Origin of the sequence: Novosphingobium olei (genome assembly GCF_037076535.1) — a bacterium.
In the GTDB taxonomy this organism is placed as follows: domain Bacteria; phylum Pseudomonadota; class Alphaproteobacteria; order Sphingomonadales; family Sphingomonadaceae; genus Novosphingobium; species Novosphingobium olei.
This window is the reverse complement of sequence record NZ_AP029021.1, coordinates 3,730,070-3,750,019: the sequence shown is the minus strand read 5'-3', so window position 1 is coordinate 3,750,019 and position 19,950 is coordinate 3,730,070. Positions and strand designations below refer to the sequence as shown.

19 protein-coding genes are annotated in these 19,950 nt (G+C 65.6%); 8 read left to right on the top strand and 11 right to left on the bottom strand.

The features are described from left to right. Window positions 1-84: 84 nt before the first annotated feature. Genes AACH40_RS17775 through mnmG form a run of 4 tightly spaced genes read right to left on the bottom strand, consistent with a single transcriptional unit; the run spans window position 85 to window position 4,359 of the window. Entirely contained in the window at window positions 85-1,035 is a 951-nt protein-coding gene (locus AACH40_RS17775; RefSeq protein ID WP_338643519.1) for a ParB/RepB/Spo0J family partition protein, read from the bottom strand. Then, a complete protein-coding gene (locus AACH40_RS17770; protein ID WP_338643518.1) occupies window positions 1,032-1,808 on the bottom strand; it encodes an AAA family ATPase in 777 nt (258 codons plus the stop codon). Before AACH40_RS17770 ends, AACH40_RS17775 begins: the two co-directional genes overlap by 4 nt. Beyond that, window positions 1,805-2,515 (bottom strand): 16S rRNA (guanine(527)-N(7))-methyltransferase RsmG, encoded by a 711-nt coding sequence (gene rsmG / locus AACH40_RS17765; RefSeq protein ID WP_338643516.1) that lies wholly within the window; start codon window positions 2,513-2,515, stop codon window positions 1,805-1,807. The genes AACH40_RS17770 and rsmG overlap by 4 nt, the downstream gene beginning before the upstream one ends. Further along, on the bottom strand, window positions 2,512-4,359 hold the full coding sequence (gene mnmG / locus AACH40_RS17760) for a tRNA uridine-5-carboxymethylaminomethyl(34) synthesis enzyme MnmG (RefSeq protein WP_338643515.1): 1,848 nt from the start codon (window positions 4,357-4,359) through the stop codon (window positions 2,512-2,514). The genes rsmG and mnmG overlap by 4 nt, the downstream gene beginning before the upstream one ends. A 140-nt stretch (window positions 4,360-4,499) precedes the next feature. On the opposite strand from mnmG, the gene AACH40_RS17755 reads away from it, so the two are divergent. After that, window positions 4,500-5,963 (top strand): sorbosone dehydrogenase family protein, encoded by a 1,464-nt coding sequence (locus AACH40_RS17755; RefSeq protein ID WP_338643513.1) that lies wholly within the window; start codon window positions 4,500-4,502, stop codon window positions 5,961-5,963. Window positions 5,964-6,039: 76 nt separating this feature from the next. Here AACH40_RS17755 and mnmE read toward each other — a convergent pair whose 3' ends face one another. Continuing rightward, entirely contained in the window at window positions 6,040-7,341 is a 1,302-nt protein-coding gene (gene mnmE, locus AACH40_RS17750) for a tRNA uridine-5-carboxymethylaminomethyl(34) synthesis GTPase MnmE (protein ID WP_338643512.1), read from the bottom strand. 35 nt (window positions 7,342-7,376) lie between these two features. Then, entirely contained in the window at window positions 7,377-7,643 is a 267-nt protein-coding gene (locus tag AACH40_RS17745; RefSeq protein ID WP_206069588.1) for a DUF6489 family protein, read from the bottom strand. 139 nt (window positions 7,644-7,782) lie between these two features. Here AACH40_RS17745 and AACH40_RS17740 point away from each other — a divergent pair, with 139 nt between their 5' ends. Then, window positions 7,783-8,481 carry a dienelactone hydrolase family protein gene (locus AACH40_RS17740; protein ID WP_338643511.1) on the top strand — a complete coding sequence of 233 codons (699 nt, stop codon included), beginning with the start codon at window positions 7,783-7,785 and terminating at the stop codon, window positions 8,479-8,481. 71 nt (window positions 8,482-8,552) lie between these two features. Then, window positions 8,553-8,936: a nuclear transport factor 2 family protein gene (locus tag AACH40_RS17735; RefSeq protein WP_169493879.1), complete on the top strand. Its 384-nt coding sequence runs from the start codon at window positions 8,553-8,555 to the stop codon at window positions 8,934-8,936. Window positions 8,937-8,983: 47 nt separating this feature from the next. Here the strand turns inward: AACH40_RS17735 and rho are convergent, their stop codons facing one another. Continuing rightward, entirely contained in the window at window positions 8,984-10,240 is a 1,257-nt protein-coding gene (gene rho, locus AACH40_RS17730) for a transcription termination factor Rho (protein ID WP_169493880.1), read from the bottom strand. Between the two features lie 251 nt (window positions 10,241-10,491). Between rho and AACH40_RS17725 the strand changes: the two genes are divergently transcribed. Further along, on the top strand, window positions 10,492-10,653 hold the full coding sequence (locus AACH40_RS17725) for a hypothetical protein (protein ID WP_338643510.1): 162 nt from the start codon (window positions 10,492-10,494) through the stop codon (window positions 10,651-10,653). 17 nt (window positions 10,654-10,670) lie between these two features. On the opposite strand, the gene AACH40_RS17720 is transcribed toward AACH40_RS17725, so the two are convergent. Together AACH40_RS17720 and AACH40_RS17715 are read right to left on the bottom strand one after the other, a co-directional pair. Beyond that, on the bottom strand, window positions 10,671-11,114 hold the full coding sequence (locus AACH40_RS17720) for a CopD family protein (RefSeq protein WP_169493882.1): 444 nt from the start codon (window positions 11,112-11,114) through the stop codon (window positions 10,671-10,673). Between the two features lie 96 nt (window positions 11,115-11,210). Further along, on the bottom strand, window positions 11,211-12,695 hold the full coding sequence (locus AACH40_RS17715) for a glycerol-3-phosphate dehydrogenase (RefSeq protein ID WP_338643509.1): 1,485 nt from the start codon (window positions 12,693-12,695) through the stop codon (window positions 11,211-11,213). 74 nt (window positions 12,696-12,769) lie between these two features. On the opposite strand from AACH40_RS17715, the gene AACH40_RS17710 reads away from it, so the two are divergent. The 4 genes from AACH40_RS17710 to nadA all read left to right on the top strand — a co-directional run bounded on the left by AACH40_RS17710 (window position 12,770) and on the right by nadA (window position 16,251). Then, a complete protein-coding gene (locus AACH40_RS17710) occupies window positions 12,770-13,687 on the top strand; it encodes an MBL fold metallo-hydrolase (protein ID WP_338643508.1) in 918 nt (305 codons plus the stop codon). Continuing rightward, the gene (locus AACH40_RS17705; RefSeq protein WP_338643507.1) at window positions 13,672-14,343 is read left to right on the top strand and encodes a DUF4230 domain-containing protein; all 672 of its coding nucleotides are present in this window, start codon (window positions 13,672-13,674) and stop codon (window positions 14,341-14,343) included. The genes AACH40_RS17710 and AACH40_RS17705 overlap by 16 nt, the downstream gene beginning before the upstream one ends. Window positions 14,344-14,410: 67 nt before the next feature. Beyond that, entirely contained in the window at window positions 14,411-15,151 is a 741-nt protein-coding gene (locus AACH40_RS17700) for an adenylate cyclase (protein ID WP_338643506.1), read from the top strand. A 101-nt stretch (window positions 15,152-15,252) separates the two neighbouring features. Next, window positions 15,253-16,251, top strand: coding sequence for a quinolinate synthase NadA (gene nadA / locus AACH40_RS17695; protein WP_338643505.1), 999 nt, complete (start codon window positions 15,253-15,255; stop codon window positions 16,249-16,251). A gap of 70 nt (window positions 16,252-16,321) precedes the next feature. On the opposite strand, the gene AACH40_RS17690 is transcribed toward nadA, so the two are convergent. Both AACH40_RS17690 and AACH40_RS17685 read right to left on the bottom strand, forming a co-directional pair. Beyond that, window positions 16,322-17,974 carry a M10 family metallopeptidase C-terminal domain-containing protein gene (locus AACH40_RS17690; RefSeq protein ID WP_338643504.1) on the bottom strand — a complete coding sequence of 551 codons (1,653 nt, stop codon included), beginning with the start codon at window positions 17,972-17,974 and terminating at the stop codon, window positions 16,322-16,324. Between the two features lie 195 nt (window positions 17,975-18,169). Beyond that, window positions 18,170-19,945: a DUF885 domain-containing protein gene (locus tag AACH40_RS17685; protein ID WP_338643503.1), complete on the bottom strand. Its 1,776-nt coding sequence runs from the start codon at window positions 19,943-19,945 to the stop codon at window positions 18,170-18,172. Between the last annotated feature and the right edge of the window lie 5 nt (window positions 19,946-19,950).

The following is a 19,950-nucleotide window of genomic DNA, read 5'->3' as shown; positions in this document are numbered from 1 at the left end:
CTCTTCTGATAGTCGGATACGCGCCCCAAAACGCGGGGTCAACGCAATTTAATCACTCGATTAAGTGCCTCTTGGGGAATGCGATTAGATGACCCCACCCGACAACCGCTGGCAGACGAGGTCCAGCTGGTCGAGCGTCTTGTAGCGGATCGTGACCAAACCCGAACTCGGATCGGCATCGGCCTGGATGCTGACCTTAAGCCCTAGGATCTCCTGCAGGTGCTGCTCGACGGCGGCGATGTCTGCAGAAAAAGACGAATCCCGCGTCGCGCGCGCCTTGCGCGGAGCCGAATCCGGGCGCCCAGCGCGCTTCGCCAGCTTCTCGGCCTCGCGCACCGACAGCCCCTTGGCAACGACTTCGCGCGCGATCGGCAGGGGATCGGGCAGCGCGGCAAGTGCCTTGGCGTGTCCCATCGACAGCTGGTCTCGCTCCACCAGCGCAAGCACCTCGTCAGGAAGAGCGAGCAGACGCATCAGGTTGGCGACATGGCTGCGCGACTTGTCGACGAAGGTAGCGATCTCCTGTTGCGTCAGCCCCTCGTTGTCAGACAGGCGCTGGTATGCACGCGCCTCCTCCACCGGATTGAGGTCCTCGCGCTGCAGGTTTTCGATCAGAGCCAGCGCGGTCACGTCACGTTCGTCCAGCTGGCGGACAATGGCCGGGATTTCGTGCACCCGGGCCCGCTGCGACGCCCGCCAGCGACGCTCGCCCGCCACCAGTTGGTAGCGGTTGCCGCCCAGGGGTCGCACGATCACAGGCTGGATCACGCCCCGCGCGGCGATCGAGCGCGCCAGGTCCTCGAGCGCCTCTTCATCGAAATGGCGACGCGGCTGATCGGGATGCGGCTCGATCTGGGCAATGGGCAGCAGGGCGATGCCGTTGGCTGGCCCTTCACTTCCGGTTACAGGTCCGGAGGTCGCGCTGCGGACCAGCGACTCCTCGCGTCGAGTCTCGCCAAGCAGGGCACCAAGCCCGCGCCCCAGCGCCGCACGCTTCGGGACTGCGGCCTTCACCGTGCTTTCATCGCCGCTCATGCAGCCTTTCTCCGTTCGGGCAGGCGACCGATCAGCTCTCGCGCCAGCTTCATGTAGGCCTGCGATCCGGCGCAGGCGTGGTCGTAGATCAGTGCCGGCAAGCCGTGGCTCGGCGCTTCGGAAAGGCGTACATTGCGGGGAATGACCGATTCGAACACCAGATCGTGGAGGCAAGACCGTACGTCTTCGGCCACCTGGTCGGTCAGGCGGTTGCGACGGTCGTACATCGTCAGCACGATGCCCAGGATGCCAAGATCCGGATTGAACCGTTCTTGCACGCGCTCGACGGTCTGAAGCAGCTGGCTGAGCCCTTCCAGTGCGAAGAACTCGCACTGAAGCGGCACCAGCAGCGCATCGGCCGCCGTCAGAGCATTGAGCGTCAGCAGACCGAGCGAGGGCGGACAATCGATCAGGCAAATGTCATGTCCTGCATCCGCAGCGATCGCCGAACGCAGGCGCCCGGTGCGGTTGTCGACGCTGACCAACTCGACTTCGGCGCCAGACAGATCGACCGTTGCCGGAACGACGTCGAGCCCCGGAATGCGCGTGGGAACCGCGCAGGAAGCGATGCTGGCCTGGTCGATGAGCAAGTCGTAGGACGAATACTCGCGCTCCGCTGCACCGACGCCGATCCCGGTCGAGGCATTGCCCTGCGGGTCAAGGTCAATCATCAGCACCTTCCACCCGGTTGCTGCAAGCGCGGTGGCGATGTTGATCGCGGTCGTGGTCTTGCCCACTCCGCCTTTCTGGTTGGCGACGGCAATCGTGATCATCGCTTGGCGCCTCGAACTTCTCCAAGGTCACGCGTGTGACGCATGGAAGATTTGGTCTTGGCCCGGTCCTGTCCGACGAGCGTTCCGACAATCACGCCGGCTTGCGGGTCGGTGAGCGATTGTTCCACGTGGAACATGTGATTCCAGGATGCGGGAAGCTCTTCGACTTCATGCGCGGCCTTGGCCCCCTTCGGCAACAGCCAAAGCGTCTCCGGTGTGGAAAAGCGGGCGGAAAGGTGCAGGAGCTTGTCGAGCGGAGCGAACGCGCGCGCCGAGATGACCGAATAAAGTTGCGTGGGCAGATCCTCCACGCGCGACAGCACGACGGTGACGTTCTGCAATCCGAGCTGTGATGCAGCACGCGCAAGCCATTCGGTGCGCAAGCGGCGCGAATCCACCAGCGTCACCGCGCGCGCCGGCTCCAGCGCGGCAATGGCCAGACCTGGAAAACCTGCACCCGTCCCCAGATCGAGCCACGCCCCTTGCGGCATTGTTCCACGTGGAACAATGCCTAGCAGCTGCGCGCTATCCACGACATGCCGTTGCCAGAAGTGCGGCAATGTCCCCTTGGCGACCAAGTTCTGGCGTTCGTTCTCTTCGGCCAGCAAAGTTGCCAATCGCGCCAGCCGCTTCATCGCAGCAGCATCGACGCCCAGCACATCACGCAACCAAGCCTGCGCCTCGCCCTCGTTCGCGATCACCGTCATGCCGCCTGCCGCCGCCGAGCGTGAACCAGAAGACTGGCGAGCGCGGCCGGCGTGATACCGGCAAGCCTGCCGGCCGACGCCAGCGTGTCCGGCTGCGCGCGCTCCAGCCGTTCGACCATCTCGCGCGATAGCCCGGGCACTTCGCCATAGGGGAAGCCCGTGCCAAGCGGCACCGCATCGCTGGCGCGTAAGTCACGCAGCTCCGCATCCTGCCGCCCGAGATAAGGCGCATAGGCCGCGTCCTCTTCAACCTCTTCGACGAGGAGCGAATCGAACTCTCCCTCTCCCAACCATGGCTGCAAGCCATCGAGCGAGACCTCGGGAAAGCGCAGCCATTCCATCAGCGATCGGCGCGCACCGTCGGCGCGCACCGATATGCCTGCGCGCGCCATCTCGCTGGGACTGACCACCTTCTCCAGCAGCGCTTCGAGTTCGTCGCGCGACTGCTGGCGCGCCTGCCACCACTGCCGACGCTCCGCCCCCACGCACCCGAGATCAAGCGCCAGCGGCGTCAGCCGGGTGGCGGCATTGTTCGCCCGCAGCCGCAAGCGATATTCGGCGCGCGCGGTGAGCATGCGGTAAGGTTCGCTGACGCCATGCAGAGTGAGATCGTCGATCATAACCGCCATGTAGGAATTGGCGCGATCGAGCGCGGGTCCTTCGCGTCCCAGCGCGGCAGCCGCAGCATGCATCCCGGCGACAAGCCCTTGTGCCGCCGCCTCTTCATAGCCGGTGGTCCCGTTGATCTGCCCGGCGCAATAGAGACCCGGGATCGCCTTGACCTGAAGCCCGCGATCGAGCGCTCGCGGGTCTATGTGATCGTATTCGACCGCGTAGCCCGGCACGGTGATCTCGACCCGTTCAAGCCCTTCGATGCTGCGCATCATCGCCCATTGCACATCGGTGGGCAGCGACGTGGAAACACCGTTTGGATAGATCGTCGCGTCATCCAGACCTTCGGGCTCGAGAAACACCTGGTGGCCGTCGCGATCGCCGAAGCGATGTATCTTGTCCTCGATCGACGGGCAGTAGCGCGGCCCCTGTGCGCCGATTGCGCCGGTGAACAGCGGCGAGCGATCGAGCCCAGCGCGAATGATATCGTGTGTGCGGTGGTTGGTGCGGGCAATCGCGCAGAACACCTGGGGCACGGTTCGCGACCGGGTCAGCGGCGACATCGTCCACGGATCGACGTCGCTCTCCTGTTCGGGCAGGCGCGCCCAATCAACGGTGCGACCATCGAGTCGCGGCGGCGTTCCCGTCTTGAGGCGCGCCATCGGCAGGTCTGCCCCTCGCAACTGAACGGCAAGGCTGTGCGCCGCGCTTTCGCCGATGCGCCCTCCCTCCATGCGCTCTTGCCCACGAAACAGCCGCCCGCCAAGAAACGTTCCGGTACACAGCACCACCGCGCGGGCCGCGAGCGCCGTGCCATCGGCGAGATCGGCACCGACCACACGGCCGCCTTCTAGCCGCAATGCAGCCACTTCGCCCGCGACCACGGTCAGACCGCCCTGCGCTGCGATCATCGTCTGGATCGCAGCCTTGAACAACTTGCGGTCCGCCTGGACGCGCGGCCCCTGCACTGCACTGCCCTTGCTGCGGTTGAGCATGCGGTAATGGATCGCGGCGGCATCGGCCGCACGCGCGATCAAACCGTCGAAGGCATCGACCTCGCGCACGAGGTGGCCCTTGCCGAGGCCGCCGATCGCCGGGTTGCAGCTCATGGCCCCGATCGTGTCCGGATCGAAGCTCACCAGCGCGGTGCTCGCGCCCATCCGTGCGGCGACAGCCGCAGCCTCGACGCCGGCGTGCCCGCCGCCGACAACAATGATGTCGAACTGGTGCATGGCGGCCGAATACGCGAAGTCGCTCGGCAGGTCAAAGCGGCGATATGTTCCACGTGGAGCATTGGCTGCCCGAGAAGGGCGATGGACCGAAGCAGAGATCGCAGTGGAATTGCTTCCCGTCTGCTCCTAGGTTCTAAGCTATGACACGTTTCCGCAAGATCATCCTCGGCCTGCTCGTCATCTTCGTGGCGCTGGGCCTGTTCGTCGCCTGGGTCCTTCGGGGCAGTCCCGCAGAGTATTCCCTGGCGGACACCACCGGGCCCAAGCCCAAGCTGGCCGAGCCGGACCCGCAGACCTTCCCGACTCTGGGCCTTGCCAAGCCGATCGGCTGGGGCGCCAACGAAACACCGGTGGCCGGCAAGGGGCTAGTCGTGACGCGCTTTGCCGATGGGCTCGACCATCCGCGCAGCGTCGTGGTGCTGGCCAACGGCGACGTGCTCGTCGCCGAGACCAATGCGCCGCCATCGCGCGGTCCGGGCGGCCTGACCGGTCTGGTGATGAACTATCTGTTCAAGACGGTCGGCGCGGGAGATCCCTCCCCCAACAAGATCGTGATCCTTCGCGATGCCAATCACGACGGCAAGGCCGAGCAGAAAATCGTGATGGAGAACCCAGCGCTCAACTCGCCGTTCGGCATGGTCATTCGCGAAGGGCGCCTCTATGTCGCCAACAACGACGCGGTAGTTTCCTGGCCATTCGTAGCCGGGCAGATATCGCTGCAGGGCAAGCCTGAAAAGCTGATGGACCTGCCCGCAGGCGGGATGCACTGGGTGCGCAACATGGCGCTGACGCCCGATGGCCAGAAGCTTTACGTTACGGTGGGATCGTCTTCGAACATTGCCGAGAATGGCGTCGACCAGGAGCGCGGCCGCGCCGCGATTCACGAGTACGACTTCGCCAAGAAGAGCGAGCGCGAATACGCCTCTGGCTTGCGCAACCCTAACGGGCTCGATTTCAATCCCCGCACGGGCGAGCTGTGGACCGTGGTCAACGAACGCGACATGCTCGGATCGGACCTCGTGCCCGATTATCTCGCCAGCGTGCCGCTCGGCGCGACGTTCGGTTGGCCCTGGGCCTATTGGAAGAAGAACATCGATTGGCGCGTGAAGGAGCCGATGCCCGACTACATGTTGGAGTACGTGCGCAAGCCCGACTACGCGCTGGGCGCCCACACTGCCCCGCTTGGCTTGGCGTTCTCGCGCGGCGGCAACGTGATGGGAGCGCAGTTCGCCAGCGGCGCCTTCATTGCACGGCATGGCTCGTGGAACCGTAAGCCGCTGTCGGGTTATGACGTCATCTTCGTGGGCTTCGACGATCGCGGCAATGTCCTGCCCAACCAGCCGATACCGGTGCTGACCGGCTTCCTGACGGCCGACGGCAAGGCTAAGGGACGACCGACCTGGGTCGCCTTTGCCCAAGACGGGGCGCTGCTGGTCAGCGACGATACCGGCGGGGTGATCTGGCGCGTGAGCGCGCCGGGCGCCAAGCCCGCTGCGGCCATCGCCGCGATCCCATCGGGAACGATGCCGCCTGAAGGCAAGGCGGGCGTGAAGTACATGGCAAGTCCGAACGCCGATTCGGATCTGGTGAAGCCGAAGCCCTGATCCAGATCGTCGCGATGTTCCACGTGGAACATCGTTTGCGATCCTGATGCGCCCCCCGACTTGTCGGGGGGCGTTTTCATTTGCCGATGCAGAAGCGCCCGAACAGCGCGTCGAGCATGTCTTCGGTGCCGGTGCGGCCGACAAGCGCGTCGAGCGCCCGCCGTGCGAGCCGCAGCTGCTCCGCGGCAAGCAGCGGGTCGCGCTCGTCGGGCGCCAGCAAGACCGCAGCGGCCACATCGGACAGCAGCCGATGCTGGCGCGTATTGAGCGCCGCCTCGCCGGGCTTGGGCAGCGCGGAACGCGCATGGGCAACCAGAGCATTCCGCAACGCGGCAAGGCCCTGTCCGGTCAAAGCCGAAACGCGGCACACCGGCGCTGACTTGGCCGAAGTGTCATCCCGGTCGGCCTGTGCCTCGATCTCCCACAGCGGCGCACCTTGTGGCCCCTCGCCCTCGGGCCCCAGCCACAAGACCAGGTCGGCGCTTGCCGCCTCGGCCAGCGCACGCGCGATGCCGATCCGCTCGATCTCGCCTGCGCCATCGTCGCGCAGGCCGGCGGTGTCGGCGAAAGTGAAAGGGACGCCATCGAGTGCAACGCTGCGGGTCAGAACATCGCGCGTGGTGCCCGCTTGGGGCGCGGTGATCGCCGCCTCGGCTTCGACCAGCGCGTTGAACAAGGTGGACTTGCCCGCATTGGGCGGCCCGGCGAGTACGACGCGGAAGCCTTCGCGCAAGGGTTCGGCGCGCGGGCGCGAAAGCCATGCGCCGATCTCGCTGGCCAGCGCGGTGCAACCTGCAGCAAAACCTTCCGGCAGGGCCCCGATGCCATCGCCGACATCGTCCTCGTCGCTGAAGTCCAGCGCTGCCTCGAGCTGCGCCGAGAGCGAGAGAAGACTTGTTCGCCAATCGTTTACTGCACGCGACAGCACGCCCGAGGCCATGGCCTGGGCCGCACGACGCTGCAGTTCGGTCTCGGCCGAGAGCAAGTCGGCAAGGCCCTCCGCCTCGGCCAGATCAATGCGGCCGTTGGCGAAGGCGCGGCGGGTAAATTCGCCCGGCTCGGCGCGCCGCAAGTCAGGTATACGGGCTAGTGCGGCCTCCACCGCCGCCACCACAGCGCGGCCGCCATGCAGGTGAAGCTCGACACTGTCCTCACCGGTCGCCGTGGCGGGGCCAGGCAGCCACAGCACCAGCGTGTGATCCAGCAGCTCGCCGCTTTGTGGGTCGGTCAGCACGGCAAGGCTAGCACGGCGTGGGTGCGGAAGGCGCCCAGCCAGCGCGACGAGTGCGTTAGCGGCAGCAGGCCCGCTGATGCGGACGACGGCAATGGCAGCCGGCGGTGCGCCCGAGGACAGCGCGAAGATCGTGTCGATGGCCATGTCGCCCGCCGTCCTACGAGCGGGCGCGCCCGGGCTCAATCCTTCTTCGGGTTGGCCGCCTTGAACCCGGCCATCGCCGCGCCCGCGCCTTGCTCCATGAACTGCCTGAACAGGTTCATCCCGATCTCGCCCATTGGTGCCAGCTGCTTGGCCATGCCCGAAAGCTGGTCCATCGAGGTGACCCCTTTCATCGCGTTGGCGATGGCATCGACATATACGTCGTTGGCCTTGGACACGTCGGGCAGGCCGAGGAAGCGGCGCGCCTCTTCGGGGGTGCAGTCGATTTCGACATTCACTTTCATCGCGCGCTTCTCTCCATCACCGCCTCGAAACCCTAGTGGGTTTCAAGACCTTGCAAGACTGTCACTTGCGCTTGGCAAAGTCCATCGGCGCGGCCAAGCTCGCGTTCGACCAACGCATGACGCAATCAGGATGAAGACCATGGGTGAGAAGACGACCATTCCCGAATTCCACGGCGAGGGCGAGATTCCCGTCTACGTCGCACGGCCCGAGGGCCAGAGCGAAGCCGCGATCATCGTGGTGCCCGAAATCTTCGGTGTAAACGAAGGCATCCGGCAGAAGTGCGAAAACTGGGCCAACAAGGGCTATGTCGCGCTCGCTCCGGACATTTTCTGGCGCTTCGCCCCCGGCGTGGAGCTGAGCCCGGATGTGCCCGAGCAGATGCAGGAAGCGTTCGGTTATTTCCAGCAGTACGACGCCGACGATGGCGTGAAGGACATCGAGGCGGCGATCCGCTGGCTGCGCCATGAACAAGCGGTCGACAAGGTCGGCCTCGTCGGATTCTGCCTTGGCGGCCGGCTCGCCTACATGGCGGCTGCGCGCACCGACATCGACGCCTCGGTCGGCTACTATGGCGTAATGATCGACCAGATGCTGGGTGAAGCACATGCGATCGCCAACCCGCTCCTGTTGCACATCCCGACCGCCGACCACTTCGTCGGCCCGGAAGCGCAGAAGGCGATCCACGACGGGTTGGACGCGCACCCGAAGGTGACGCTGCACGACTACGAGGGACTCGACCACGGCTTTGCCGCAGAGCTGGGCAACCGCCGCGATGAAGCCGGTGCGCAACTGGCGGACAGCCGCACTGAGGCGTTCCTGGCGGCGCATCTCAAGTAACGACGACACGGACGGCTGCGGGGGCGCACGCGTCCCCGCAGTCGCTTATGCAAGGGAGAGGGAGAAGGACGATGCAACTGGGCCTGGGTGCATGGCACCGCTACATGCAGAGCGGCGATCCGGCGCTGCTGGAAGAGCTGATCCACCCCGACGCGGTGTTCCATTCGCCGGTGGTGCACACGCCGCAGGCCGGGCGCGAGATCGTGATGAAATATCTGCTCGCCGCCGGTGAAGTGCTCGGCAACGAGAGCTTCGCCTATGTGCGCGAGATCGTCGATGGCGAGAACGTGGTGCTCGAATTCGTCAACGAACTCGACGGGATCAAGATCAATGGCATCGACATGATCCGCTTCGACCTGGAAGGCCGGATCATCGATTTCAAGGTCATGGTCCGCCCGCTGAAGGCGATCAACAAGGTATGGGAACAGATGGGCGCGCAGCTTCAGAAGATGTGAAGCGATCGCTACCAACAAAAAAGGGGGCCGATCGGCCCCCTTTTCCTTTACTGGTTCATCGTGGCGAAGAAATCTTCGTTGGTCTTCGAATCCTTCATCTTGTCGAGAAGGAATTCCATCGCATCGACCGTGCCCATCTGCATGAGAATACGGCGCAGGACCCACATCTTGGTGAGGTTGTTCTTCTCGACCAGCAGCTCTTCCTTGCGGGTGCCGCTCTTGCCCACGTCGAGCGCGGGGAAGATGCGCTTGTCGGCCACCTTGCGGTCGAGCACGATTTCGCTGTTGCCGGTGCCCTTGAACTCTTCGAAGATCACCTCGTCCATGCGGCTGCCGGTATCGATCAGCGCGGTGGCGATGATCGAGAGCGAGCCGCCTTCCTCGATGTTGCGGGCCGCGCCGAAGAAGCGCTTGGGGCGCTGCAGGGCGTTGGCGTCGACACCGCCGGTCAGCACCTTGCCCGAGCTTGGCACGACGGTGTTGTAGGCGCGGCCGAGACGGGTGATCGAATCGAGCAGAATGACCACGTCGCGCTTGTGCTCGACGAGGCGCTTGGCCTTCTCGATGACCATTTCGGCGACCTGGACGTGCCGCGTCGCGGGTTCGTCGAAGGTCGAGGAGATCACCTCGCCTTTCACGCTGCGCTGCATGTCGGTGACTTCCTCGGGCCGTTCGTCGACCAGGAGGACGATCAGGAACACCTCGGGGTGGTTGTCGGTGATGGCCTTGGCCATGTTCTGGAGCAGCACGGTCTTGCCGGTGCGCGGCGGCGCGACGATCAGCGCGCGCTGGCCCTTGCCCTGCGGCGAGACGAGGTCGATCACGCGGGCCGATTTGTCTTTGACCGTGGGGTCCAGCGTATCGAGCTTCAGGCGCTCGTTCGGGTAGAGCGGGGTGAGGTTGTCGAAGTTGACGCGGTGGCGCACGGCCTCCGGCTCATCGAAGTTCACCTTGATCAGGCGGGTGATGGCGAAATAGCGTTCGCCGTCCTTGGGCGCGCGCACTTCCCCTTCGACGGTATCGCCGGTGCGCAGGCCCCATTTGCGGACCTGATTGGGCGAGACGTAGATGTCGTCAGGGCCGGCGAGATAGTTCGCCTCGGGGCTTCGCAGGAAGCCGAAGCCATCGGGCAGAACCTCGATCGTGCCGATGCCGAGGATTTCCTCCCCGTCTTCGGCCACTTCCTTGAGGATGGCGAACATCAGGTCCTGGCGGCGCAGCGTGCTGGCGCCTTCGACGCCGAGCTCTTCGGCCATTTCGACCAGTTCGGCGGGAGTCTTCTTCTTGAGTTCTTTCAGATGCATTTTCGTGGTTTCCGAAAAAGGATGGGCCGAACCGGCAAGGTCTTGGGGCTTGGAGAAAGCGGACCTGTACGTGGGCGCAAACGGAAGAGCGCCATTGCCGGAAAGCGCGTTTGCCATAAGCCGGGCCCGGCGAGAGGTCAATCCGCAGCGATCGCGCGGAACGCCGCCTGCGGCCACGGCGTTGCCATCAGGTGCGAAAAGCGCGTCGAGCGGCGCGCCAGCACGTAACGGCAGCAAGAGAGAAATACCCGATGAGCGTTCACCTGCCCCCGCGCAAGACCGCCTTTCCTCGCCCTGAGGCGCGCCCCGCCCCCGCCCATGCCTGGGGATCGCAGTGGAAATACCTGCATCGTTCCCCGCGCGTCCTGCTGCGCGACGCGATGCGGGACGGCTTGCGCCGCTTGCGCGGCTGAGACCCGCTCCCGCGCCGTCAGCCGAACGGCTTGAGGATCACCAGGATCACGATAAGGGCCGCGGTCACGCCTGGCACCTCATTCAGCATGCGCAGGCGACGCCCGGTGAGCTTGGCCTGGCCCTGCCACAGCGCCCGGGCATAGCCCGCAAGCCAGAAGTGGTAGGCCGTAAGCAGCAGGACCAGCGCCAGCTTGGCGTGGAACCACGGCTGCTGAAAAGCACCGATCGTCATCGCAAGGGCGAGGCCCAGCACCCAGACCACGACTAGCGCAGGCCAGAGAATGATCTTGAGCAGCTTGCGCTCGCGATCGGACCACGTGGCGTGCATCGCCCCGGCAAGACCGTCTTCCTGATGATAGACGAAATAGCGCGGCAGCATGAACAGCCCCGCCATCCAGAAGATCACGAAGATGACGTGGCCGGCCTTGAGCCAGAGATAGAGCATCGACAGCACCTGCATATGGACCCGTCCGGTTGGTGTTCCGCTGGCCCCTGTTACATGGGGGCTTTCGGGGCTGGGTGAAGGGTTGGCAAGACCCGACTTTCGGGAAGGCGTTCAGGCGAGCGCGCCCAGCCGCTCTGCCAGCCCGTCGGCCTGGAGGCGATCGAAGCGCAGGCCGAGCTTCGAGCGTCGCCACAGCACGTCCTGTGCCGTCATCGCCCATTCGCGCGTCACGAGGTGGTCGAGCTCCGCCTCGGTCAACCCATGGCCCAGATCGCGGCCCATTTCGGCCCGCGCGAAGCGCAGCACCTCGGTGCCATAGGCCCGCGCCAGCCGGTGCGCGGCGCCGGGTGGCAGGTTGCGCACGATGGCCGCGATTTCCTGTTCGATCGGCAGGACATTGTCGGCTTCATCGAGGCCGTCCGGCTTGAAATCGCCGCCCGGAAGCGGCGCGGTCGCCGTCCAGCCGGCATTCGCCTCGATCCCCAGCCGTTCGAGCGCGGCTTCGGCCAGCGTGCGGTGCGTGGTGATCTTGCCGCCCAGCACGGTAAGCAGCGGCGCGGAATGCGCATCGGGGCCACGGTCGAGATCGAACTGGTAGCCGCGGGTCGCTGCCTCGGGCTTGCCGCTGCCGTCGTCAGCCAGAAGGCGGACACCGGCATAGGACCAGACGACATCCGCCGGCGTCGGCGCATGTCTGAAATAGCGCGCAGCGGCATCACAGAGGTAGGCTATTTCAGCGTCGCTTGCGCGCGGCGGATCGGCATCGGCACCCTCTTCGGAATCGGTGGTGCCGATCAGGGTGAAGCGGTGTTCGTATGGGATGGCGAAGCAGATCCGGCCATCGGGCAGTTGCAGGAACAGCGCGCGTGGATCGTCATGCAGGCGCGGCACCACGATGTGCGAACCACGCACCCGGCGCAGCAGGCGCGGCTTCGCTTCGTGTGCGCGGTCGAGCACGCCGCCGACCTGCGGTCCGGCCGCATTGACGACCATGGCCGCGCGAAACGGCTCGCCGCCATTCGGACCGCCCGTCTCGATCCGCCAGCCGCTGCCTTCGCGCGCCAGCCGGGTCACTTCGCACCGGGTGACGACTTCGGCGCCGCGATCGGCGGCATCGCGCGCCAGCAGGACGACAAGGCGCGCATCGTCCACCCAGCAATCGGAGTATTCGAACCCGGAGCGGATCCTTTCGCGCAGCCCCATCTCGCCGGTCAGGTCCACGCGCGTCGCGGGGGGCAGAGCCTCGCGCCCGCCGATGTGGTCGTAGAGCCAGAGCCCGGCGCGCAGCATCCACGCCGGGCGCCCGTCCTTCACCAGCGGCAGCACGAAGCGCATCGGCCAGACGATGTGGGGCGCAATGCGCCACAGCACCTCGCGTTCGCGCAGCGCCTCTCGCACCAAAGCGAATTCGCGATGCTCCAGATATCGCAGGCCGCCATGGATCAGCTTGGTCGAGGCCGAGGACGTTCCCTGCGCTAGATCGCCACGTTCGAGCAAAAGCACCGACAGGCCACGCCCGGCGGCATCGCGGGCGATCGCCGCACCGTTCACCCCGCCCCCGATCACGGCAAGGTCATAGAGGAAGGGCGGCTCCATGGCGGGCATCCTGCGCTGCAATCGCCGACCATGCAATATTGCTTCCGGGGGATTGCGTCCCCATACCCTTATGGATGGCTAGCGATTTCTCCCTGGACGATAGTTCCACGTGGAACACCGGGTTGGCGGTCGAGCTCGAACCGCTGGTGCGGCGCGTGCTTGCGCCCAATCCCTCCCCCTACACCTACACCGGCACGCAGACCTACCTCGTCGGCAACGGCGGGGAAGTGGCGGTGATCGATCCGGGCCCCGATGGCACCGGGGTGGCGGGTCATGCCGACACCAACGGCGAAGGGCATGTCGCGGCGATCCTCAAGGCGGTGGGCGATGCCCGGATCGTGGCGATCCTGTGCACCCACACCCACCGCGACCACAGCCCGGCCGCGCTGCCCCTCAAGGCCGCCACGGGCGCGCCGATCATCGGCTGCGCGCCGCTGGTGCTGGCCGACGATGGCCCGCGCGCCGATGCTGCGTTCGATCCGACGTACCAGCCCGACCGCGTGCTGGCAGACGGCGAGCGGCTCGAAGGTAAGGGCTGGACGATCGAAGCCGTGGCGACGCCCGGCCATACCAGCAACCACTTGTGCTATGGCGTGGTGGAATCAGGCGCACTGTTCACCGGCGACCACGTGATGGGCTGGTCGACCAGCGTGGTTTCCCCGCCCGATGGCGACATGAGCGCCTACATGGCGTCCCTGCTCAAGCTGCAGGAGCGCGAGGACAAGGTCTATTACCCCGCGCACGGGCCGCAGATCGACAATCCGCGCCAGCTGGTGCGCGGGATGATCGGGCACCGCCGCCAGCGCGAGCGGCAGATCGTGCGCCTGCTGGAAGAAGCGCCGAACCAGATCCCGGCGATGGTCGCTGCGATGTACAAGGGGCTCGACCCCCGGCTGACCGGCGCCGCAGGCCGATCGGTCCTGGCCCATCTGGTCGATCTGGAACGACAGGGCCGCGTTGCGGTTACGGGGGAGACATGGAGCCTGACCTGACCCCGCCCCGCCCCGTTCAGTCCACCACCGCCTCGCGCTCACCGGCGCGCGCCTCTGCCCTTCCCTGGCTGCTGTTCGTCGCCGCCTTGGCGATTGCGGCGTTTCTGGCGTGGAAGCTGTGGCGGCCGGCGGACATCGGTGATCCGCTCGCCACCAGCCTCGTCGCGTTCGAAAAGCAGAACACGCTGACGGTGTTCAGCGCCCAGCTAGCGCCGGTGGTGTCGAGCGACGACGCGCGGCTGTTCGGGCTGGTCAAGTCCAAGCAGGTGGCAGTGATCCCGGCGCGGGTGGATTACACGCTCGATCTTTCCGGCATCGGCCGCGACCGGATGCGCTGGAACGCGCAGGCCAAGACCCTGGCCGTCCGTCTGCCTGCGCTGGTCGTCGGCCGTCCCAACCTGGACGAGGCGCGGGCGCAATACCTGCGCGAAGGGGTGTGGATCAGCCGCGATGCGCAGGACAAGCTGACCCGCGACAACACGCGCCTCGCCGAGCGACTCGCGGTGGAGCAGGCGGCCAATCCCGTGCTGATGAACCTGGCGCGCGGGGCCGCCAAGGATGCGATCCGCCAGAATCTTGCCATCCCGCTGCAAGTTGCGGGCTTTGGCGAGGTCAAGGTTGTGGTAGCATTCGACGGAGAGCCGACTCCGATGTGACGGGCGTCATTGGAACCGGTGCCTGACGAGCGTAATCGCGCCGCGGGACTGCTGGGGAGAATGACCAATGGCCACGGCCGCACCTTTACCGCCCGATATTCCGTCTTCCTTCGCCCTTCGCGAGCGCGACTTCCACGTGCGCATGGCGATCGGCCTTGCGATCTTTACCGTCTTCGCCTTCGGCCAGTTCGCGCTGCGCGGGCTGAGCCATCCGATCGGCGCCCCGTGGTGGGTCCATGCCCACGGATTGCTGATGCTGAGCTGGATGGGCCTGTTCATCGTGCAGACCCGGCTCGGACGCGCCCGCTCGATGGCGTTGCACCGTACGCTGGGATGGCTGTCGTGCCTCGTCGTCGCAGCGATCGTACTCGCCGCCATCAACGCCGCAAATCGCGCGGTGGAGCTGGGCCGCGTGCCCCCGTTCTTCACCAATCCGTATTTCGTGGCGCTGACCTGGGTGGACATCGCGGGGTTCGTGGGCGTGTTCGCCGCGGCCGTGCTGATGCGCAAGAATGCACCCTGGCACCGGCGGCTCATGCTCGCCGCCGTGCTCCTGGTGCTCGAGCCGGGTTTCGGACGGCTTGTGCCGATGCCGCTGCTGGGTACGGCAGGCCCCTGGGTCGAGCGTGCCTGCCAGATCGCGCTGTTTGCGTTCCCGCTGCGCCATGACCTGCGCACGATCGGTCGCGTGCATCCGGCAACGCTGGTCGGCCCGGCGGTGATCGTGGCGGAACTGGCCGCAATCTTCGCGCTGGCCGCCTATGCGCCGTTCGCTGCGCACGTCGAAGCTATTGCCGCAGGCGGATAGGCCCCCTAAGTCCCTCCCTGTCCGGGGCGGCCCCTTGTACGCTTGTACGTTGTGTACGCTTGTACGTTGTCCGTCTTGCCCGTCCCGGCTGGGAACCTTCGATGACCGCGCAGCCGACCAATCTTTCCGGGCTCGACCTTCGGGCAGAGATCGACCGCCTCCGCAAGGAACGCAATGCGGTCATCCTCGCCCATTATTACCAGCGCCCGGAAATCCAGGACCTGGCCGATTTCGTCGGCGATTCGCTCGAGCTGTCGCGCAAGGCGGCGGCGACCGACGCGGATGTCATCGCGTTCTGCGGCGTGAAGTTCATGGCCGATACCGCCAAGATCCTCAGCCCCGACAAGATCGTGGTGCTGCCCGATCTCGACGCCGGGTGCAGCCTTGAGGATTCGTGTCCGCCGGACAAGTTCAAGGCGTTCCGCGAAGCACATCCCGATCACATCGCCCTCACCTACATCAACTGTTCGACCGAGGTGAAGGCGCTGTCTGACGTGATCGTGACGTCGTCGAGCGCCGAGACGATCCTTGCCCAGATCCCTGAGAGCCAGAAGATCATCTTCGGCCCTGACCGGCACCTTGGCGGCTATCTCAACCGCAAGTTCGGGCGCGACATGCTGCTGTGGCCGGGCGTGTGCATCGTGCACGAAGCGTTTTCGGAAACCGAGCTGCTCAAGCTCAAGGCGCAGCACCCCGCTGCGCCGATCGCCGCGCACCCCGAATGTCCGCCGCATATCGTCGACCACGCCGATTACGTGGGATCTACCAGCGGCATCCTGCAATATGCCAAGACCATGCCCGGCGACACGCTGATCGTCGCGACCGAGCCGCACATCATCCACCAGATGGAGCTGGCGATGCCGGAGAAGACGTTCATCGGCGCACCGGGGGCCGACGGCAACTGCAACTGCAACATCTGCCCCTACATGGCGCTCAACACGATGGAGAAGCTCTACCTCGCGCTGCGCGACCTGCAGCCCCGCATCGAGATGGACGAGGACCTGCGCCTCGCCGCCAAGAAAAGCCTCGACCGCATGCTCGACATGGCGAGCGGCACGGTAGGACTCGGCGATCTGGGCGCGAAGCCGTTCGGCGCCTGACGCCAATCTGAAGCGCGCAAAAAAGGGGCGGCCTCGCGAGAGGTCGCCCCTTTCGTTTAGCGTGCGACTGTCAGATGAACAGGACGTCGCTCTGCAGCACGGTGCTGCTGACGGTGACGTCGAAGTCCGCAACCTTGTCGCCGTTGAGGTCGGCCATCAGGTGGCCGCCGGCGAAGCGCAGCTGGCCGGCAACGCCGCTGAACGCGGCCGAGCCGATCCACGTGAGGTCCGCCCCCGTGCCATCGACCGTGCTGCCAATGTGCGTCAGGTCGATCTTGTCGGTGCCGGAAACGAAGTCGGCAATGGTGTCGCCCTTTTCCGCGATGTGGAACTGGAACACGTCCGCACCGGCGCCGCCATAGAGCGTGTCCTTGCCCTCGAAGCCGTTCAGCACGTCGTCGCCGCCCATGCCCTTCAGCACGTTGGCCACCTCGTTGCCCCAGATCACGTCGCGCGCCGAGCCGCCGGTCGCGTTCTCGATCGTGGTGCCATAGGCGATCGACAGGTTCATGTATTCGGTCGCGCGCACGCCCGACACGCCGGTATCGTAGAAGATGTTACTGGCATTGGCGGTCATGAAGGTGTTGGCGACGTTGTTGATGCCGTTCTGCGTGGCGTTACCCGCGACCGTCTCGCCCGCCAGCGCGTTGAGCGCCGCGCGGTTGGCGTTGACCGTGGCGACATCGGCCACGGCCTGCCCTACCGAGCTGAACGATCCGGCGTGCAGGTCGATCTGCTGCGAGGCGTTGAAGCCCGACAGGTCAAGCGTATCCACCCCGCCCGCATCGTAGATCGACAGGTAGGGATAGGCGTTCTTCGAGAAATCGTAGACCACGTTCCCGGCGTTGCTGTTGAAGCCGTAGGTGGTGTTGCCGGAACGGGTCGTGGTGTCGGCGCCGTACTTCGACTGGATGGTCAGGATGTCGTGCAGCAGCGGGGTCTGCGCATTGCCGTAGAACACCGTCGACCAGTCGATGATGTTCGCCCCGGTCTCGCTCGAATCCCAGTACGACATGATCGTGTACTGCGTGCTGTCCTGCGCATATTCGGCATAGTTGCCGTAGCTCAGCGGCAGGCTCGGGTCGTAATTGTAGTTGCCCGGGTGCGACAGGCCCAGCGTGTGGCCAAGTTCGTGCACCAGCGTCGTCTTGCCATAGCCGCCGAAGCCGAACCAGCCGTTGGTCCAGTTGATAGCGGGATCGGCCACGAACACGTCGGACTGGAACTTGTAGCCCTTGGTGCCGGGATAGTAGGCATAGGCCTGCGCCGGGTCGTAGGAATTGGCGAACTGGATATCGGCGCCCACGCCGTTCTTTTCGACGAACTTCTGCGGGATCAGGTCATCCCACAGCTGGATCGAGGCGCGCGCTTCGGTGCGCTGCTGCGCGCTGAACGGCGAGAAGCCATAGCCCGAGGTGAAACCGGCGGTCGGGTTGTTGTACAGCCCGGTCAGGTGCGACAGGTCGGTGAACGAATAGGTGATGACCCCGCTGGGCGCCTTCAGCGTGGTGCCTGAATCGATGTGCGCCTTGACCCCGTCGAGCCCGATGATGGGCTTCCCGGCCCAGGTGTAGCCGGCATAGTCGTCGAGATTGAACCCGCTCGGCGTCGCTACGGTCAGCGATGCGAGCCCCAGCTCGACAGGTGTGCCGAGCAGCTCGAAAGCGTCGGCTTCGCGGTTGGCGGACAGCACGCTGCTCGCCCTGGTGGTGTTGGTTGGCATCTTGGTCCCCGGACTCGTTATTCCGCACGCCAACGCGGCATGCGGCAGGCCAGCATCTTGGCCACCGGTCGGTGCGAAGGTCGAAACTCCCCGCAGCGACCGGAGACTCATTTCAACTGAAACCAGCGACGAGGTATAACCGGGTCTTTCCGGATGCCTATAACAATTTCATATTAGCGACTTGCAAAAGGGCGGTCACTTGATCGGCAGTCCGAACATCAGTTCGCGCACGAACTTTACCGGCGGCATGCCGTGCCCGAGCACGTTGTCGTTATAGGTTCGCAGATCGAACTTCTCCGCGAACCGCTGCTTCGCCTCCTCGCGCAGGGCGCGATGTTCCTCGTAGCCGGTGAAGTAGCTTAGCAGCTGGACCGAGGAGAGGCTGGCGCGCACCCACTTGCCCGCGGCCTCGCGCTCCTGCTGGAAGGCGCCCTTCATCATCAGGTCCATCGCCTGGTCGCGGGTCATCCCCTCGGTATGGATGCCGATGTCGAGCAGGGTGTTGGTGACCGAGCGCAGCCGCATCTTGAGCACGGTCAGCTGGAACAGCGGATCACCGCCCAGATAGCCCTGCTCCTTCATCAGCCCTTCGGCATAAACCGCCCAGCCTTCGACGAAAGGACCCGATCCCAGCACCGCGCGCAGCACCGACGGATCCTTGATCGCGTGGTCGAGCTGCAGGTAGTGGCCGGGCATCGCCTCGTGAATGGCGAGGTCGTGAATCATGTAGCGGTTGTATTCGGACAGGAACGAGGTCGCCTGCGCCTCGGTCCAGTCGTCGGGGATCGGCGAAACCGCGAAGAAGTTGGCGCCATCGCGCTCCAGCGGGCCGGGGGCATCGTCATAAGCGACCGAATTGCCCTGCCGGAACTTGGGCATGGTCACCACCTTCACCGGGCCGTCGGGCATGCCGACGAACCCCTTCTCGCGCACGAAATCGGTTGCCAGCGCCAGCGCATCGCGGCTCGCCTGCTCCAGCCCGTTGCGCGGCGGACGCTGGGCATAGCTCAGCTGCAGCGCCGCGTCGATCGCGGCCTGCTGCTGATCGGCCGTCGGCTTTTCCGGCAGGGCGCGGTCCTTCAGCACTTGGCGCGCCAGGGCATACATCTCGTTGCGGATATCGGCCTTGGCCTTCTCCGCCTTGGCCTTCAGCTCGGGGCGCGTCATGCTCGACTGCAGCTCGAACGCCATCTGGCGGTCATAAAGCGCCGTCCCCAAGCGGAAGTCGCCCTTGGCCTGCGGTACCAGCACCGTATCCAGCCAGGTCTGCTGCTCGGCAACCGCGATCTTGAGCGCTGCCAGCGCCTTGTCGAAGCGGGCCTTGGCGGCGGGGTCGAGTTCGCCCGCATGGGGCGCAAGCATCGTTTCGGCCACCTCGACGATGCCCGCGTTCTGCTTCGACACGGTCTCGGCATAAATCGCGGGTACGCGGCCTGCGACCAGCTGGCGACGGCTTTCGGCAAGATAGGCGGGCAGCGCCTCCATCCGCGCGGTGGCCGAGGCGAGGCGCTGCGGCCACGGCGCGAAGTCGCGCGCAGCCAGCGTGTAGAGCGCGTTGGCGGCTTCCTCGTTGTAGTTCTGCGCGTTCCACGCCCAGCTTTGCAGGCTTTCGATCCGCCACAGGCGATAGTCGAGATCGTTGATCAGCAGCAGCCGGTCGACCTGGTTGTCGCGCGACAGCTGCGCCGGATCGGTGGCCTGCGCCGCTTCCCGCAGGGCGCGCCATTCGGCGGTGGCGGCGGCGCGGCCCTTGGCGCTGATGTCGGACAGCAGCCCGTCGTAGCGATGATCGCCCAGCGCAGTGGCGGTCACGGGCTCGAGCCGGACGAGCGTTTCGACATAGCGGTCGGCGATCGCGCGGAACGCGGTGTCCTCGCTGCTCTGGGCCATGGCCGCGTGCGTCGGGTGAGTCTGCGCCAGCGCGGGCGTAGCAAGGGCAAGCAGCGCAGCAGCAGGAACGACGAACTTCATCGGCA

What these genes read in the sequence shown, in the direction of transcription:
- AACH40_RS17720 (WP_169493882.1), bottom strand. Translation starts at nt 11,114, where the DNA reads ATGCAGGTGCTGTCGATGCTCTATCTCTGGCTCAAGGCCGGCCACGTC.
- mnmE (WP_338643512.1), bottom strand. Translation starts at nt 7,341, where the DNA reads ATGGCCATCGACACGATCTTCGCGCTGTCCTCGGGCGCACCGCCGGCT.
- mnmG (WP_338643515.1), bottom strand. Translation starts at nt 4,359, where the DNA reads ATGCACCAGTTCGACATCATTGTTGTCGGCGGCGGGCACGCCGGCGTC.
- AACH40_RS17700 (WP_338643506.1), top strand. Translation starts at nt 14,411, where the DNA reads ATGGCCACGGCCGCACCTTTACCGCCCGATATTCCGTCTTCCTTCGCC.
- AACH40_RS17755 (WP_338643513.1), top strand. Translation starts at nt 4,500, where the DNA reads ATGACACGTTTCCGCAAGATCATCCTCGGCCTGCTCGTCATCTTCGTG.
- AACH40_RS17740 (WP_338643511.1), top strand. Translation starts at nt 7,783, where the DNA reads ATGGGTGAGAAGACGACCATTCCCGAATTCCACGGCGAGGGCGAGATT.
- AACH40_RS17775 (WP_338643519.1), bottom strand. Translation starts at nt 1,035, where the DNA reads ATGAGCGGCGATGAAAGCACGGTGAAGGCCGCAGTCCCGAAGCGTGCG.
- AACH40_RS17710 (WP_338643508.1), top strand. Translation starts at nt 12,770, where the DNA reads ATGGCTAGCGATTTCTCCCTGGACGATAGTTCCACGTGGAACACCGGG.
- AACH40_RS17735 (WP_169493879.1), top strand. Translation starts at nt 8,553, where the DNA reads ATGCAACTGGGCCTGGGTGCATGGCACCGCTACATGCAGAGCGGCGAT.
- AACH40_RS17715 (WP_338643509.1), bottom strand. Translation starts at nt 12,695, where the DNA reads ATGGAGCCGCCCTTCCTCTATGACCTTGCCGTGATCGGGGGCGGGGTG.
- rho (WP_169493880.1), bottom strand. Translation starts at nt 10,240, where the DNA reads ATGCATCTGAAAGAACTCAAGAAGAAGACTCCCGCCGAACTGGTCGAA.
- AACH40_RS17770 (WP_338643518.1), bottom strand. Translation starts at nt 1,808, where the DNA reads ATGATCACGATTGCCGTCGCCAACCAGAAAGGCGGAGTGGGCAAGACC.
- AACH40_RS17685 (WP_338643503.1), bottom strand. Translation starts at nt 19,945, where the DNA reads ATGAAGTTCGTCGTTCCTGCTGCTGCGCTGCTTGCCCTTGCTACGCCC.
- rsmG (WP_338643516.1), bottom strand. Translation starts at nt 2,515, where the DNA reads ATGACGGTGATCGCGAACGAGGGCGAGGCGCAGGCTTGGTTGCGTGAT.
- AACH40_RS17725 (WP_338643510.1), top strand. Translation starts at nt 10,492, where the DNA reads ATGAGCGTTCACCTGCCCCCGCGCAAGACCGCCTTTCCTCGCCCTGAG.
- AACH40_RS17690 (WP_338643504.1), bottom strand. Translation starts at nt 17,974, where the DNA reads ATGCCAACCAACACCACCAGGGCGAGCAGCGTGCTGTCCGCCAACCGC.
- AACH40_RS17705 (WP_338643507.1), top strand. Translation starts at nt 13,672, where the DNA reads ATGGAGCCTGACCTGACCCCGCCCCGCCCCGTTCAGTCCACCACCGCC.
- nadA (WP_338643505.1), top strand. Translation starts at nt 15,253, where the DNA reads ATGACCGCGCAGCCGACCAATCTTTCCGGGCTCGACCTTCGGGCAGAG.
- AACH40_RS17745 (WP_206069588.1), bottom strand. Translation starts at nt 7,643, where the DNA reads ATGAAAGTGAATGTCGAAATCGACTGCACCCCCGAAGAGGCGCGCCGC.